This window comes from Lysinimonas soli, assembly GCF_042655435.1.
Taxonomy (GTDB): domain Bacteria; phylum Actinomycetota; class Actinomycetes; order Actinomycetales; family Microbacteriaceae; genus Lysinimonas; species Lysinimonas soli.
Window position 1 is genome coordinate 560,189 of the sequence record NZ_JBHSMG010000001.1, and the last position, 13,832, is coordinate 574,020.

At 71.3% G+C, this 13,832-nt stretch carries 12 protein-coding genes; 7 read left to right on the forward strand and 5 right to left on the reverse strand.

Going from position 1 to position 13,832, the window contains the following annotated elements:
* Positions 1-25: 25 nt before the first annotated feature.
* The 4 genes from guaB1 to ACFPJ4_RS02695 all read left to right on the forward strand — a co-directional run bounded on the left by guaB1 (position 26) and on the right by ACFPJ4_RS02695 (position 5,250).
* Positions 26-1,465 carry a GMP reductase gene (gene guaB1, locus ACFPJ4_RS02680; RefSeq protein ID WP_386738741.1) on the forward strand — a complete coding sequence of 480 codons (1,440 nt, stop codon included), beginning with the start codon at positions 26-28 and terminating at the stop codon, positions 1,463-1,465.
* Between the two features lie 199 nt (positions 1,466-1,664).
* Positions 1,665-3,011 (forward strand): hemolysin family protein, encoded by a 1,347-nt coding sequence (locus ACFPJ4_RS02685; RefSeq protein ID WP_386738742.1) that lies wholly within the window; start codon positions 1,665-1,667, stop codon positions 3,009-3,011.
* Positions 3,008-4,054: a hemolysin family protein gene (locus tag ACFPJ4_RS02690; RefSeq protein WP_386738743.1), complete on the forward strand. Its 1,047-nt coding sequence runs from the start codon at positions 3,008-3,010 to the stop codon at positions 4,052-4,054. Before ACFPJ4_RS02685 ends, ACFPJ4_RS02690 begins: the two co-directional genes overlap by 4 nt.
* Positions 4,051-5,250 carry an MFS transporter gene (locus ACFPJ4_RS02695; RefSeq protein ID WP_386738744.1) on the forward strand — a complete coding sequence of 400 codons (1,200 nt, stop codon included), beginning with the start codon at positions 4,051-4,053 and terminating at the stop codon, positions 5,248-5,250. The genes ACFPJ4_RS02690 and ACFPJ4_RS02695 overlap by 4 nt, the downstream gene beginning before the upstream one ends.
* Before the next feature lie 43 nt (positions 5,251-5,293).
* Here the strand turns inward: ACFPJ4_RS02695 and ACFPJ4_RS02700 are convergent, their stop codons facing one another.
* Together ACFPJ4_RS02700 and ACFPJ4_RS02705 are read right to left on the reverse strand one after the other, a co-directional pair.
* On the reverse strand, positions 5,294-6,385 hold the full coding sequence (locus ACFPJ4_RS02700) for an NADH:flavin oxidoreductase/NADH oxidase (protein WP_386738745.1): 1,092 nt from the start codon (positions 6,383-6,385) through the stop codon (positions 5,294-5,296).
* Complete coding sequence (locus tag ACFPJ4_RS02705; RefSeq protein ID WP_386738746.1) at positions 6,382-7,035, reverse strand: HAD family hydrolase; 654 nt, start codon at positions 7,033-7,035, stop codon at positions 6,382-6,384. The genes ACFPJ4_RS02700 and ACFPJ4_RS02705 overlap by 4 nt, the downstream gene beginning before the upstream one ends.
* Positions 7,036-7,057: 22 nt before the next feature.
* On the opposite strand from ACFPJ4_RS02705, the gene ACFPJ4_RS02710 reads away from it, so the two are divergent.
* The 3 genes from ACFPJ4_RS02710 to ACFPJ4_RS02720 all read left to right on the forward strand — a co-directional run bounded on the left by ACFPJ4_RS02710 (position 7,058) and on the right by ACFPJ4_RS02720 (position 10,664).
* On the forward strand, positions 7,058-7,876 hold the full coding sequence (locus ACFPJ4_RS02710; RefSeq protein ID WP_386738747.1) for an ADP-dependent NAD(P)H-hydrate dehydratase: 819 nt from the start codon (positions 7,058-7,060) through the stop codon (positions 7,874-7,876).
* Positions 7,877-7,954: 78 nt separating this feature from the next.
* Positions 7,955-9,334: a hypothetical protein gene (locus ACFPJ4_RS02715; RefSeq protein WP_386738748.1), complete on the forward strand. Its 1,380-nt coding sequence runs from the start codon at positions 7,955-7,957 to the stop codon at positions 9,332-9,334.
* Positions 9,335-9,413: 79 nt separating this feature from the next.
* Positions 9,414-10,664, forward strand: coding sequence for an MFS transporter (locus ACFPJ4_RS02720; RefSeq protein WP_386738749.1), 1,251 nt, complete (start codon positions 9,414-9,416; stop codon positions 10,662-10,664).
* 11 nt (positions 10,665-10,675) lie between these two features.
* On the opposite strand, the gene ACFPJ4_RS02725 is transcribed toward ACFPJ4_RS02720, so the two are convergent.
* The 3 genes from ACFPJ4_RS02725 to ACFPJ4_RS02735 are packed head-to-tail and all read right to left on the reverse strand — an operon-like array spanning position 10,676 to position 13,805.
* Positions 10,676-11,338, reverse strand: a complete 663-nt coding sequence (locus tag ACFPJ4_RS02725) for a response regulator (protein WP_386738750.1) — start codon at positions 11,336-11,338, stop codon at positions 10,676-10,678.
* Positions 11,339-11,376: 38 nt separating this feature from the next.
* A complete protein-coding gene (locus tag ACFPJ4_RS02730; protein ID WP_386738751.1) occupies positions 11,377-12,636 on the reverse strand; it encodes a hypothetical protein in 1,260 nt (419 codons plus the stop codon).
* On the reverse strand, positions 12,633-13,805 hold the full coding sequence (locus ACFPJ4_RS02735; RefSeq protein WP_386738752.1) for a sensor histidine kinase: 1,173 nt from the start codon (positions 13,803-13,805) through the stop codon (positions 12,633-12,635). The genes ACFPJ4_RS02730 and ACFPJ4_RS02735 overlap by 4 nt, the downstream gene beginning before the upstream one ends.
* Between the last annotated feature and the right edge of the window lie 27 nt (positions 13,806-13,832).

The window sequence follows — 13,832 nt, forward strand, 5'->3', positions numbered from 1 at the left end:
CCCTTCTTGCCCGTACCGTTGACTCATGCGCTTCCTCGGTTCGGTTCCCGCTCACGATCTGACCTATTCGGACGTCTTCCTGGTGCCCAGTCGATCGGCGGTGACCAGCCGACTCGACGTCGATCTGGCCCCGGGCGACGGCAGCGGCGCGACGATCCCGATCGTGTCGGCCAACATGAACTCGGTGACCGGACCGAGACTCGCGGCGACGCTGGCGCGCCGCGGCGGACTCGGCGTGCTGCCGCAGGACCTGCCCCTGCAGGAGCTGGCCGCGGCGATCCGGTGGGTCAAGGAGCAGCCCGTCGCCTGGGACACCCCGCTCGTGATGAGCCCGGACCAGACGGTCGCGGACGCGCTCCGGCAACTGCCGCCGGCCGAAGGGCACGGGGTCGTGCTGCGCACGGCCGACGGCACCGAGGTCGGGGCGATTCCGGCGACCCGGTTGGGCACGGCGCTCGCGGACGCCCGCCTCGGCGACCTGCTTCACGGATCGATCACGGCGCTCGACGCCGACGATCTCGCCGGCCCTCGTGCGGCATTCGACCTCATGGTCGCCGCCGAGCTCGAGTTCGCCCTCGTGCAGCGTCACGGTCACGTGATCGGCACGCTGTCCCGCACGAGCGCCCTGCGCGGCACGCTGTACCGCCCTGCGCTCGACGGCGATGGCCGGCTGCGCGTCGCGGCGGCGGTCGGCATCAACGGCGACGTCGCGTCGAAGGCGCGGGCGCTCGCGGCCGAGGGCGTCGACGTGCTGGTGCTCGACACGGCGCACGGACACCAGGAGGGCATGCTGCGCGCTCTCGCGACGGTCAAGGGGCTCGGCCTGGGCATCCCGGTCGTCGCGGGCAACATCGTCACGGCCGACGGCGTGCGCGATCTCGTGGATGCCGGAGCCGACATCCTCAAGGTCGGCGTCGGGCCGGGCGCCATGTGCACGACGCGCATGATGACGGCGGTCGGCCGGCCGCAGTTCTCGGCGGTGCTCGAGACGGCGGATGCGGCGCGCGAGCTCGGTGCCCACGTCTGGGCGGACGGCGGGGTGCGCTACCCGCGCGACGTGGCGTTGGCGCTCGCGGCGGGCGCGGCATCCGTGATGATCGGCTCGTGGTTCGCCGGGACGATCGAGGCGCCGGGTCGGCTGGAGTCGGATGCCGACGGCCGGCTCTACAAGCAGAGCTGGGGCATGGCATCGACGAAGGCCGTACACGAGCGCTTCGGTCGCCTGGACCCCTACGAGCTGGCCCGCAAGGAGCTCTTCGCCGAGGGCATCTCGAGCTCGAAGATCTACCTCGACCCGGCGCGTCCCTCGCTCGAGGATCTGCTCGACATGATCACCTCGGGGGTCCGCAGCTCGTTCACCTACGCCGGGGCGGGCACGCTCGACGCCTTCCACGAGCGGGCGGCCGTCGGGTTCCAGAGCGCGGCCGGATACGAGGAGGGCAAGGCCCTGCCCGTGAGCTGGTAGCCGGCGCGCAGACGCGCCCGCACCCCGTCCCCCTCGAAACGCCCCGAATCGACCCCTCGATCGCCGCCGAGGGTCGATTCGGGGAGAAACGATGGCTGAGGGGGCGAGACCGAACTCGCAGGAGCGCGATGCCGGCGCTCGATATACTCGGGCGAATCATGGATGACCCTCCGTCTGGCCGATCGCGATTCGTGGTGCTGTGAGCTACGAGGGCATCCTCCTGATCATCGGGGTCGTTCTGACGATCGGCACCGGGTTCTTCGTCGCCAGCGAGTTCACGCTGGTCAACCTCGATCGCGCCGAGCTGGAAGCGCGTCAGTCGCGGGGCGAGACCATGCTCGGCCCCGTCATCCGGGGCTTGAAGCGCACCTCCACGCATCTCTCGAGCGCGCAGCTGGGCATCACCCTCACCACGCTGCTGACCGGATTCACCCTCGAACCCGCATTCAGTTCGCTGCTGCGGCCCGTGCTCACGGCGATCCGGCTGCCGAATGAGGCGATCGACCCCATCGCGACCATCGTGGCGATCGTCATCGCCACCCTGCTGTCGATGATCATCGGCGAGCTGGTGCCCAAGAACCTGGCGCTCGCGATCCCGCGACAGGTGGCGAAGATCGTCGTGCCGTTCCAGCTCGGGTTCACGGCCGTGTTCAAGCCGTTCGTGCGCCTGCTCAACGGCACCGCCAACCTGTTGCTGCGCGGCGTGGGCATCGAGCCCAAGGAGGAGCTCAGCTCGGCGCGCACCGCGGAGGAGCTGCGCAGCCTGCTGCGCCGCTCCGCGAGCGAAGGGGGGCTCGATCGCGACACCGCGACCCTGCTGGCCCGTACCCTCGTGTTCTCGGATCACACCGCAGCCGACGTCATGACCCCCCGCCCGCGCGTGGCCAGCATCGACCGTTCGGCGACCGCCGACGCGGTCGTGAAACTGGCCCGTAGCACCGGGTTCTCGCGCTTCCCCGTCATCGACGACGACATCGACGACGTCGTCGGCCTCGTGCACATCAAGCAGGCGGTGGCCGTGCCGCGGGAACGTCGCCCCGAGGTGCCGGTGTCGGCGCTGCAGTCCGATGCCCTGCGGGTTCCCGAGACGATGAAGCTCGACACCCTGCTCGGCGAGCTGCGCGGCCGCGGCTACCAGATGGCCGTCGTCGTCGACGAATACGGCGGAACCGCCGGGGTGGCGACCCTCGAAGACCTCGTCGAGGAGCTCGTCGGCGAGGTCGCCGACGAGCACGACCGCTCACGCGCCGACGTCGTCCGCAGTCGCGACTGGCTGACCTTCCCCGGCGCACTGCGGCCGGACGAACTCATCGAGCGGGCCGGCGTCGTGGTGCCGGAGGACGGGCCCTACGAGACGGTGGCCGGATATCTCATGAGCGAGCTCGGACGCCTCGCCCGAGTCGGCGACCTCGTCGAGATCGAGGCGGGAACCTTCCGCGTCGAACGCATGGACGGCCGTCGCATCGACCGCGTGCGCTTCACCCCGCGTCACGACGATCAGGGCGAGCCGCGCTCCGGATCCCCGAGGCAGGGGGGCGCCGGATGACCGGGTCCGACTGGTGGGGGATCGCCTGGCTCGCGATCCTGCTCGTCGTCAACGCCTTCTTCGTCGCGGCCGAGTTCGGCATCATCGCGGCCCGGCGCTCGCAGATCGAGCCCCGCGCCGAGGCGGGTTCGCGCGCCGCCCGAACCGCCCTGTGGGCCATGGAGCACACGACGCTCATGCTCGCGACGACGCAGCTGGGCATCACGATCGCCTCCTTGCTGATCCTCAACGTCTCCGAGCCCGCCCTGCATCGGCTGCTCGAGATCCCCCTGCACCTGACCGGATGGGGCGACGGCGTCACGAGCACGATCGCGTTCGTGATCACGCTGGTGTTCGTGTCGTTCCTGCACGTCGTCTTCGGCGAGATGGTGCCCAAGAACATCTCGTTCTCGATCCCGGACCGCGCCGTGCTGCTGCTCGCCACCCCGCTCGTCGGCATCGCCGCGGTCTTCCGGCCGGTGATCGTGGCCCTCAACGCGACCGCCAACGGCATCGTGAGGCTCTTCGGGGTGCAGCCGCGGAGCGAGGCCAACACGGCGTTCAGCGTCGATGAGGTCGCGACGATCGTGGCGACCTCGACGCGTGAGGGCGTGCTGACCGACTCGACCGGAACGCTCAGCAACGCCTTCGAGTTCACGACCAAGACCGTCAAGGACATCACGGTGCCGATGCCGAAGCTCATCACGCTGCCCGAGGACGCCACCCCCGAAGACGTCGAGCGCGCTGTCGCGCAGCACGGTTTCAGTCGTTATGTGCTCGTCGACGAGGACGGGGAACCGAGCGGCTACCTGCACCTCAAGGACGTCATCGACCTGGATGACGAGGACGAGTTCGCCGAACCGGTGCCGCCCAAGCGCATCCGGCAGCTGATCTCGGTCTTCCACGACGCAGAGCTCGAGGACGCGTTGGCCACGATGCGGCGCTCCGGCTCGCACCTGGGCCGCGCATTCGATGAGAACGGGGCGACCCGGGGCGTGCTGTTCCTCGAGGACATCATCGAGGAGCTGGTCGGCGAGGTGCAGGACGCGACGAGGCGCCGGTGAGCGCCGCGCGCTACCTCGCCGCCTCGATCCCCTTGCGCGTGGCGAGTTCCGGGTCGAGCGTCGTGCTGCCGATCCTCGCGGTGCAGCGCCTGCACGACGTCGCGATCGGCGGCGGGCTGGTGGCCGCCTCGCTCGCGCCCAGCGTGATCGCCGCGCCGCTGGTCGGGGTCGCCCTCGACCGCACGCGGCATCCGCGGCGGCTGGTGGCGGCATCCGGTCTGGTCACGGCGGCGGCCTTCGCGCTGAGCGCCTTCCTCGGGACCGTGCCCCTCTGGGCGGTCGTCGCGGCCCTCGTGATCTCGGGAGCGGCGTCGCCGTTCTTCCTCGGCGGGCTGTCGAGCTTCGTGACGGACGGATTCGCCGACGAACGCCGCGCCTACGCCGCCGATGCCCTGTCGTACAACGTCGGGGGAGTGGCCGGCCCCGGGTTGGCCGCGATCGTGGTGAGCGTGGGGGCCGCCGGGGCGGGCGCTTTCATCCTGGCGGGGGCGTCGCTGCTCGGGGCGATCGCGGTGTCGGGTCTTCCGATGGCACCCCGCGCCCGACCCGAGCACGGCGCGCTGGCCGCGATCGGCGCGGGCACGCTGCATCTGCTGACCCATCGTCCGCTCGCTGCGGTCACCCTGTCGGGCACCGTCGCGCAGTTCGGAGCCGGGGCGCTGCCGATCTGCGCCGTCGCGCTCGAGTTGCAGCGTGCGGACACCCCGGAACGCGGCGCGTGGATCGTCACGGCGTTCGCGATCGGCTCGCTGCTCGGCTCACTCATCGCCACGGGACGTCCGCCGCGACGCTGGCGCACCGAGACCGTGATGCTCGTCGGGTTCGCCGGAACCGGGCTGCTCACGATCGTCGCCGCGCTCGATCTGGGACTGCCGTGGACGATCGCCGCGATCTCGCTCTCGGGGATCTGCACCGGCCCGAGCACGGCCGCCATGCTGCTGCTGCGCAAGCAGCAGAGTCCCGCGAGCGTGCGGTCGCAGATCTTCACCGTGGGCTCCGGCCTGCGGACGACGGCGGCCGCGGTCGGTGCGGCGGTCGCCGGTCTGCTCGCCGGCTGGGATGCCGGAACCCTGATCATCGTGATCGGCGTCATCTGGGTGGCGTCGGCCCTGATCATGCTCGGCTATCCGCGGGGCGCCGATCCGGTCGACGACGACGCCGACCGCGGCCGCTCGGCGGTCGGACGCGCCTCCTGAGGGGCCGCTCGGCCGGCGCGGTGCGTCGGACCTCGCTGCGAGCTCAGGACCATCTCGCCCGGAGGTACTGCGGCGGCCAGTAGCCGAGCTCGACACCGAGTTCATGGGCGGCGCGCAGCGCGAAGTGCGGGTCGCGCATCATCTCCCGCCCGAGCATGACGGCGTCGGCCTGGCCGCTCTCGACGATCGCGGCGGCCTGGGCGACCTCGGTGATCAGGCCGACGGCGCTGACCGCGACATCCGCGCTCGAGCGCACCTGCGCGGCGAAGGGGACCTGATAGCCGGGTCCGAGGGGGATGCGCACCCCCGACACCAGCCCGCCGGAAGAGATGTCGAAGAAGTCCGCTCCGGCGTCGCGCGCCCACCCGGCGACGATCGCGGTCTGCTCCGCGTCCCAGCCGCCGTCGGCATAGTCCGATGCCGAGAAGCGCACCAGGATCGGAACGGCGTCGCCGAGCTCGGCGCGCACCGCGCGCACGATCTCGAGCAGCAGACGCGCGCGATTCTCGAGAGACCCGCCGTAGGCGTCGTCGCGCCGGTTCGACAGGGGCGACAGGAATTGGTGCAGCAGGTAGCCGTGGGCGCCGTGCAACTCGACCAGGTCGAAGCCGGCCTCGATGGCGCGGCGTGCGCCCGCGACGAAGGCGTCGACGATTCCGGGGAGCTCGTCGAGGGTCAGGGCGCGCGGCGCGGAGTAGCCCTCGAAGGCGATCGGCGAGGCCGAGACGGTCTGCCAGCCTCCGCCGGCGTCATCCGAGTCCAGCGGGATGCTGCCGCGGGTGTCGAAGCCCCACTCCGGGTAGACCGAGGCCTTGCGTCCGGCGTGGGCGAGCTGCAGCCCGGCCGTCGCGCCCTGCGTGTGGAGGAAGTCGACGATGCGCCGCCAGCCCTCCACCTGCGCGTCGTTCCAGATGCCGGTGTCGTGCGGCGAGATGCGGCCCTCGGGCACGACCGCCGTCGCCTCGGCGAGCACCAGTCCGGCGCCGCCGATCGCGAACGAGCCGAGGTGGGCGAGGTGCCAGTCGGTCGGCACGCCGTCGCGGCGGATCACCGAGTACTGGCACAGGGGCGGCACCCAGATGCGGTTGCGCACCGTGACCTCGCGCAGGGTGATCGGGTCGAAGAGCGTCGTCATGCGCTCTGCTGCTCGTCCGCGCCGGCCTCTGCCCGGCCGGCGAGCTCGTGCAGGAAGGCGCGCAGGCCGGCGACGCCCGTGAAGTGGTGGCCCGTCACGCCCAGGGCGACCGCGGCATCCACGTTGACCGCCTTGTTGTCGACGAAGACCATCTGTGCGAGCTCGATGCCGAGCCGCTCGGCGACGACCCGGTAGATCTCGGGATCCGGCTTGATCAGGCCGAGTTCGGCGCTGACGAACATCGCCTCGAAGTAGCGGGCCATGGGCGAATGCCGGAAGGGATCCGAGAAGTCGAAACCCGCGTTCGAGAGCAGGGCCACCCGGGTGCCGCCCGCGTGCAGCGCGGCCAGCAGTTCGATCGTGCCCGGCTCGACGCTGATCCAGCTGCGCAGGTCGGCCGCCCACAGCAGCTGCAGCTGGGCCGGGCTCCACTCGACTCCGGCGTCGTGGGCGACGCGGGTCCAGTACTCGTGCGGCAGCGCGATCCCCTGGTCGAGGTCGTCGCGGTGGCGGTCGTAGAGGCGCCAGAACAGCTCGGGCTCGAGCCCCGACAGGGCGACCAGCGCGGCTCGATCCGCCTCGCTCTGCGACACCGAGATCACCTCGCCGTAGTCGAACACGATGACGCGGTCGGGGATCCGGATGTTCACCACACCAAACTATCGTGGGCACATGGATGCTCTCTTCGGCCCCGATGACGCGGCACGCTGGATCGCGGTGCCCCGCGAGGGCGACGACAAGTACTCGCGCGGGGTGGTCGGCTTCGTCACGGGCTCGGCCACGTATCCGGGTGCCGCCGTGCTCGGAGTCGAGGCCGCCGCACGCACCGGCGTCGGCATGATCCGCTATCTCGGCGCGGGCCGGCCGACCCGCATGGTGCTGCAGCGTCGCCCCGAGGCGGTCACGGTGGAGGGCCGGGTGCAGGCCTGGGTGCTCGGCTCCGGTCAGGACCCGGAGACGCTCGACGACGCCGCCCGCGCCATGCTCGAACTCGCCCTGGGCCAGGACGTGCCGACCGTGCTCGACGGGGGAGCGCTCGATCGCCGTGCCGATGCCGCGGGCCTCGTGCTGCTGACGCCCCACGCGGGCGAACTCGGACGGCTCATCGGCGTCGACGTGGCCGCGATCGTCGCCGACCCGGCGGCGGCGGCGCGACGGGCGGCGGCCGAGCAGAACGCGACGGTCCTGCTCAAGGGGCACACGACGCACGTGGCCTCGCCCGACGGCGAACTGCTGCGGGTGCGATCGGCACCCAGTTGGCTGGCGACCGCGGGGGCGGGAGACGCCCTCGCCGGCGTGGTCGGCGCCTTGCTGGCGACGCACGCGGAGCTGCTGGCCGCCGACCCCGCGGCGATCGCAGCCCTGGCGGCGACCGCGGCGGTGCTGCACGGGCTCGCGGCCGAGCGGGCGAGCGCCGGCGGACCGCTCACGATCCTCGACCTGGCCGAGGCGTTGCCGCGGGTCATCGCCGAGCTGCTGATCGGCGCCTGATCGGCCGTTGATCGGTGGCTCACCCGGCTCGGCACCCGGGCGACCGGTCGGCGGGAGAACGACGGATACCCTGACTGTATGACGGAACCCGCCCGGCTCCCGCGCGGGGTGCGCCATACGCTGTCGTCGTTCGTCCGGCATCCGGTGACGCTCTGGGGCGCGTTCGTCGTCGTGCACTTCTGGCTCGGATTCCTGGGCCTCTACGGTCCCGGCCTGCCGCTCGGCGATGTCACCCTCGTCTACCGGTTCTGGGTCGAGCACGGTCTCAGCTCGGGCCAATGGGTCGGCCTGCAGACCTCGTGGGTCTATCCGATCGTGGCGCTCGTGCCGATGGTCGTCTCGTACGTCTTCGGGCCCGACTTCTTCGCGAGCACCTGGCTGAGCCTGGTGATGATCGTGGATGCCGCCGGCTTCGCGGTCGTCATGGGGTTCGGCCGGGACCGCCGCATCACCCATGTCGCCTGGTGGTGGCTCGGACTGCTGTTCTTGCTCGGACCGGTGGCTCTCGGACGGGTCGACTCGATCACGGTTCCGATCGCGATCGTCGGCATGCTCTCACTCGCGGTCGCACCACGGCTGGCGGGCGTGCTGTTGGCCGTGGCGGCCTGGATCAAGGTCTGGCCGGCCGCTCTCATCGCCGCGGCCGTGATCGCGGTACGGACGCGGCGCGCGGTGCTGCTGGCCGCCGTCGCGACCTCGGCCGTCGTCTTCGTGATCACCCTGCTGCTCGGCGGCGGAGCGAATGCGTTCAGCTTCATCACCGAGCAGACCGGTCGGGGGCTGCAGATCGAGTCGGGTCTCGGCACCTTCTGGATGTGGGACGCCTTCACGCATCGGCCGGGCGCCAGCACGATCTACTACGACACCGCGATCCTGACCTACCAGCTGCACGGGCAGGGGGTGGCCGTCGCCGCCGCGATCGCGACCCCGCTGCTCGCTGTCGCGGTCGCCGCTCTCATGGTGCTGGCGATCGTCATCGCGCGGCGCGGCGCGACCGCGGCCGAGCTGCTGCCTCCCTTGGCCATGGCGATCACGACCGCGCTCATCCTGTTCAACAAGGTCGGGTCGCCGCAGTTCGTCACCTGGCTCGCCGTGCCGATCGTGTTCGGGCTCGCGACGGCGGCCACCGGCCGGGGAGCGTCGTTCCGGTTCCCCGCGATCGTCGCCCTGGTCGTTGCGGCCCTCACCCAGCTGATGTACCCGTACTTCTACGATCAGCTGCTCTCGCTGAACGCCACGATGCTGCTCGTGCTGACCGTTCGCAACCTGCTGTACGTCGTGCTGCTCGGCTGGGCCGTTGCCCGGCTCATCGGGCTGCTGACCCCGGAGATCGACCGCGAGCTCCCCGAGGAGTCCGATTGGCTGCCCCGGGTGTGGCCTTTCTCTCCCGAGGCCTCGTCGCAACTGCCGGCGCCCACCGGGGCCGGCGATCGCGACCGACCCGGCGCTCCGGGCTAGGCTTGAAGCGCTCGACGGCGAGGTCCCGACGCTCGACCGAACGGCTCACGATGCCCCAGCTGCTGCTCCCCCTCCCCGCATGACCGGCCTTTCTCCGGCCCGGACGCGGCTCGCCCTCCTCGCCCTCGCGCTCGGCGGATTCGGCATCGGCGCGACCGAATTCGTCGCCTCGGGGCTGCTCCCGCAGATCGCGAGCGACCTGCTGCCGTCCCTCGACGCCTCGTCGCCGCAGAAGGCCATCGCCCAGGCCGGGATCATGATCTCGGCCTATGCCGCCGGTGTCGTGGTGGGGGCGCCGACGATCGCGGTGTTCGCCGCCCGGCTGCCGCGCAAGGGCCTGCTCATCGCGCTCGTCGCGGCGTTCACGCTGGGTTCGCTCGCCTCGGCGCTCGCGCCCACCTTCCCTCTCGTGGTCGCGGCGCGCTTCGTCGCGGCCCTCCCGCACGGCGCGTACTTCGGGATCGCCGCGCTCGTCGCGGCGTCGCTGATGGGGCCGGGCAAGCGGGGGCGGGGGGTGGCCTTCGTGCTCTCGGGTCTGACCATCGCGAACGTCATCGGTGTACCCGCGATCACCCTGCTCGGACAGCAGGCCGGCTGGCGCGTCGCCTACGTCGCCGTCGCCGGCATCTTCGCCCTCGCGATGGTGGCGATCTGGCTGGCCGTGCCGCGGCAACCCGGCGACCCGGCGGCGACCGCCGCCCGCGAACTCGGCGGATTCCGGCACGCGACCGTCTGGTTCGCCCTGCTCACCGGTGCGGTGGGCTTCGGCGGCTTCTTCGCGGTGCAGAGCTACATCGCCCCGCTCGCGACCCACGTCGCCGGTCTCGCCTCGGGGTTCGTGCCGGTCGTGCTCATCGTCGCCGGACTGGGGATGACGCTCGGCAACCTGGTCGGCGGCCATCTCGCCGACCGCGGGGCGACGCGCACCGTCTTCTTCTGCTTCGGCGCCTTCGCGGTGGCGTTCACCGTGCTCGGACTGACCGCGCGCTGGCCCGTCGGGCTTTACCTCGGGGTCTTCCTGGTGGCCACAACCGCCTCGGCGCTCTCGCCCGCGATCCAGACCCGCCTGATGGACGTCGCCGGCGAGAGTCAGACCCTGGCGGCGGCGGCCAACCACTCGGCGCTCAACATCGGCAACAGCCTGGGGGCGTTCCTCGGCGGCGCGGTCATCTCGGCGGGCTTCGGTTACCTGGCGCCCACCTGGGTCGGCCTCGCGCTGTGTGTCCCGGGAGTCGCGCTCGCCCTCGTGGGCACGCTGCTGAGCCGACGGCAGCACGCGGTCACGAGTCGCGGCGGCCGCGAGCCCATCGCCCCGCTGTCGGGGGTCTGAGCGGCCGGCGCCTAGAAGCTCGTGCCGTCGGCGACATCCTGGATCAGGATACCGTCCTGGATCGCCCGGCGACGCAGCGCGACCTTGGTGCCGACGTCGATGCCCGCCACCCGGTACTTCTCACGGATCCGCTTGAGGTAGCTCTTGGCGGTCTCCTCCGAGATGCCGAGCTGGTAGGCGACCGACTTCACGGGCTCGCCGCCGCCGTAGAGCGCCATCACCCGGCGCTCCTGTGCGCTGAGCTTGGGCGCCCCGCCGATGTCCGCGGCGTTCAGGGCGAGGTCGAGCTCGGCCGAGACGAAGCTCTCGCCCTTGTAGGCGGCCCGGATGGCCTCGACGATCATGCTGGCATCCTCGCTCTTCACGAGGTAGCCGAGCGCGCCGGAGGCGAGCGCCTCGCGCACGACGTTGGGCTCGGAGTACGTGCTCATCAGCACGACCTTCACCCCGGTGGTCTTGAGGGTCGAGATCTTGAGCGCGACCGGGATGTTGTCTTTGAGGTCGAGGTCGAGCAGCACCACGTCGACGGGGAACTCCGGATGCGTCAGCAGCTCGGGCCAGGTCGTCACGGCGGCGACCATCGAGATGTCATCGGCCGCATTGCGGATCCACTCGGTGAGCGCTCCGAGCAGCATCCTGTGGTCATCGACGAGCGCGAGACGAATGGGCGCCATGGTCGCTCTCCTTTCGTTGGTGGTGCGGAGGGGCATGTTCATACGTCGGCCGGATTGTCGACGAGGCATTCGATGTCGACGCGCAGGCTGGAGTCCTGGGTCTGGTCAGAGTAGTGCCCGACCCGGCCCAGGGCGTCCCAGATCGACGGGTCGACACGATTCCGGGCGACCCCGGTCGTCGTGATCGTGATCGGGATGAGGATCTTGCGCTCGGGAACCGCCTCGGTGCCCGGCTCGACCGGGCCGAGCTGCACCGTGACGGTGCGGCTCGCGTTCGAGGTCACGGTGTCGCCGACCAGCAGCCACGCCGCGGCCAGCAGGCCGTCGCGCTGCACCGGGTCGAGCAGTCCGGCGAGACTCGACTTGTCGATCAGGGTGACCGCCTTGCCGAGCATCTCCGACTCGCTGACCGCGTGGTAGAGCCAGGTCTCGCGCCGGCCCTCGATGAGATGCAACCGGAGCTCGGTGGCGAGGGACGCCGCGATCGAGGCCATCTTCGGGGCGAGGGGGAGCGGCGTCTTCTTCTTCGCGATCGACTCGAGCAGCTCCTCGGCCGCCAGGTCGAGGCGGGCGAGTTCCTCCGAGGCGAGCATGCCGACGGCGTACCGCGGTGCCGACACGGTGGACTGCACGAGCACGCGATCGAGCTCGACCTGCACCATCCGGCGGAAGCTCTCGACGATGACCACGCCGATGACGGCGGGGAGCACCGCGGCGGCGATCGCCGTGATCTGAGGGGCGATCCAGTCGCTCGTCAGCTGGTCGCTGGGCGGGGTGTCGAGGAACATCAGCACGGCGAGCCCGAGGCCCAGCACGCCGGCCGCGGTCAGCAGCTCGACCGAACCACGCAGGGTCACGACGACGAGCAGGGTCATCCCGGCGGCGAGGGCCGCCGTGGCGTTGCGGCCGATGTCGTGCAGATTCCAGATGGCGATCACGTCGAGCGCGACCGCGACGAGCAGTCCGGTCAGGAAGAGGCCGAACATCCAGTCGGGAAGACGGTCGCCGATCATCCGCGAGGTCAGGATCGCGCCGACGATGACCGCGCCGAGCACGATCCACGCGGCGAGGGCGGCGAGCGGCTGAGGGTAGACGTTCCACAGGGCGACGAACCAGCTCAAGCCGTACACGGCGCGAAGGCCCACCAGGATGGCGGCGCCGAGCGCCAGGAACGCGGTGCCGAGGCTCGCCCGGTGCGCCGAGGCGCGGCCGAGCCGACGCGCGGTCTTGCCCATCGCCCGGCGCGCGTTGCCGACGACGACGCCGAGGGTGTTCTCTTCGGGAGCCGAGAAGGTCACCGGGGGACCTCCAGCACGACCGTGGTGCCCGCGCCGGGCGCGGAGAAGAGACGGGCGTTGCCGCCCACCTCGCGAAGCCGGGCGACGACGGATTCGGTGAAGCCGAGCTTCGCCTCGTCGATGTCGCTGATGTTGAAGCCGACTCCCGCGTCGGTCACCAGCGCTCGCACGATCTTCTCGTCGTCGGTGATCGTGACGTGCGCCTGGGTGACCCCGGAGTGCCGACGGACGTTCTCGAGGCACTCCGCCAGCGCGAGCAGGAAGGCGTCGAGCACCTCGCTCGGCAGCAGCACCTGGCCGGTGCCGTGCCAGCTGACCTCGAGCCCGATGCGGCCGAAGCGCTGCTTGACCGACTCCAGGGTCGTGCCGAGCACGGGCTCGTCGATGACCTGCACCGGCGAGGTGGCGGTGCCGACCCCGTCGCCGCTCGGGTTCGGGTTGACGCCGAGCCGCAGCTGTCGGAGCAGGCGGGCATCGTCGCCGGCCTGCTGGCGCAGCGCCTCCGGCGTCACGCCCACCCCGGAGTGGGCCAGCAGCGTCAGCGTCGCCAGCACGGTGTCGTGAAGCAGCCGGGCCCCCTGCCGGCGCTGGGCCTCGAGCTCGCTGGCCTGGCGTTCTGCGCGGTGGGCGCGTCCGATGCTCGCGATGCGCTTCGAGACCTGGGGCACGCCCGCGCTGATCCAGATGGCGATCAGGGTCGGAAGCACCCAGCCGAGCACGTAGACGCCCGCGGTGCGCAGCGGGGCCTGCAGATCGCTCGTCAGCAGCAGCAGGACCGCCCCGATCACGAGGAAGACGACGACGAGCGTCGCGATCCGCGGTCCGTTCGAGGTCAGCACGACGGCGGCGGCCGCCAGCGAGGCGGCGGTGAGTTCGAGCAGGGCCGCGAGCCCGGCCTGGGACGGCCGGCTTCCGATGGTCGTCGAGACGACGAGGATGCCGAGGCCCGCGATCAGCGACAGCCCGATCCAGACCGGCGAGCGGCTGAGGCCCATGCGGAACTGGGCGACGCCGAGGACCACGAACAGCGGGAGCGAGATCAGCAGCGCGGTGAGGCTCACGGCCCCGGGCAGCACGAAGCACAGCAACGACACGACGGTGAAACTGAGCCCGTAGACCCGCGCCGTGCGCTGCAGGAGGCGGTCGCGCTCCTTGGTGATCAGGTCCATCTGGGTGTTCTCTCTGCTGAGGTTCGC

Excerpts from the sequence above, each read along its gene's own strand:
- ACFPJ4_RS02720 (WP_386738749.1), top strand. The coding sequence starts at position 9,414 with ATGACCGGCCTTTCTCCGGCCCGGACGCGGCTCGCCCTCCTCGCCCTC.
- guaB1 (WP_386738741.1), top strand. The coding sequence starts at position 26 with ATGCGCTTCCTCGGTTCGGTTCCCGCTCACGATCTGACCTATTCGGAC.
- ACFPJ4_RS02725 (WP_386738750.1), bottom strand. The coding sequence starts at position 11,338 with ATGGCGCCCATTCGTCTCGCGCTCGTCGATGACCACAGGATGCTGCTC.
- ACFPJ4_RS02690 (WP_386738743.1), top strand. The coding sequence starts at position 3,008 with ATGACCGGGTCCGACTGGTGGGGGATCGCCTGGCTCGCGATCCTGCTC.
- ACFPJ4_RS02700 (WP_386738745.1), bottom strand. The coding sequence starts at position 6,385 with ATGACGACGCTCTTCGACCCGATCACCCTGCGCGAGGTCACGGTGCGC.
- ACFPJ4_RS02735 (WP_386738752.1), bottom strand. The coding sequence starts at position 13,805 with ATGGACCTGATCACCAAGGAGCGCGACCGCCTCCTGCAGCGCACGGCG.
- ACFPJ4_RS02715 (WP_386738748.1), top strand. The coding sequence starts at position 7,955 with ATGACGGAACCCGCCCGGCTCCCGCGCGGGGTGCGCCATACGCTGTCG.
- ACFPJ4_RS02710 (WP_386738747.1), top strand. The coding sequence starts at position 7,058 with ATGGATGCTCTCTTCGGCCCCGATGACGCGGCACGCTGGATCGCGGTG.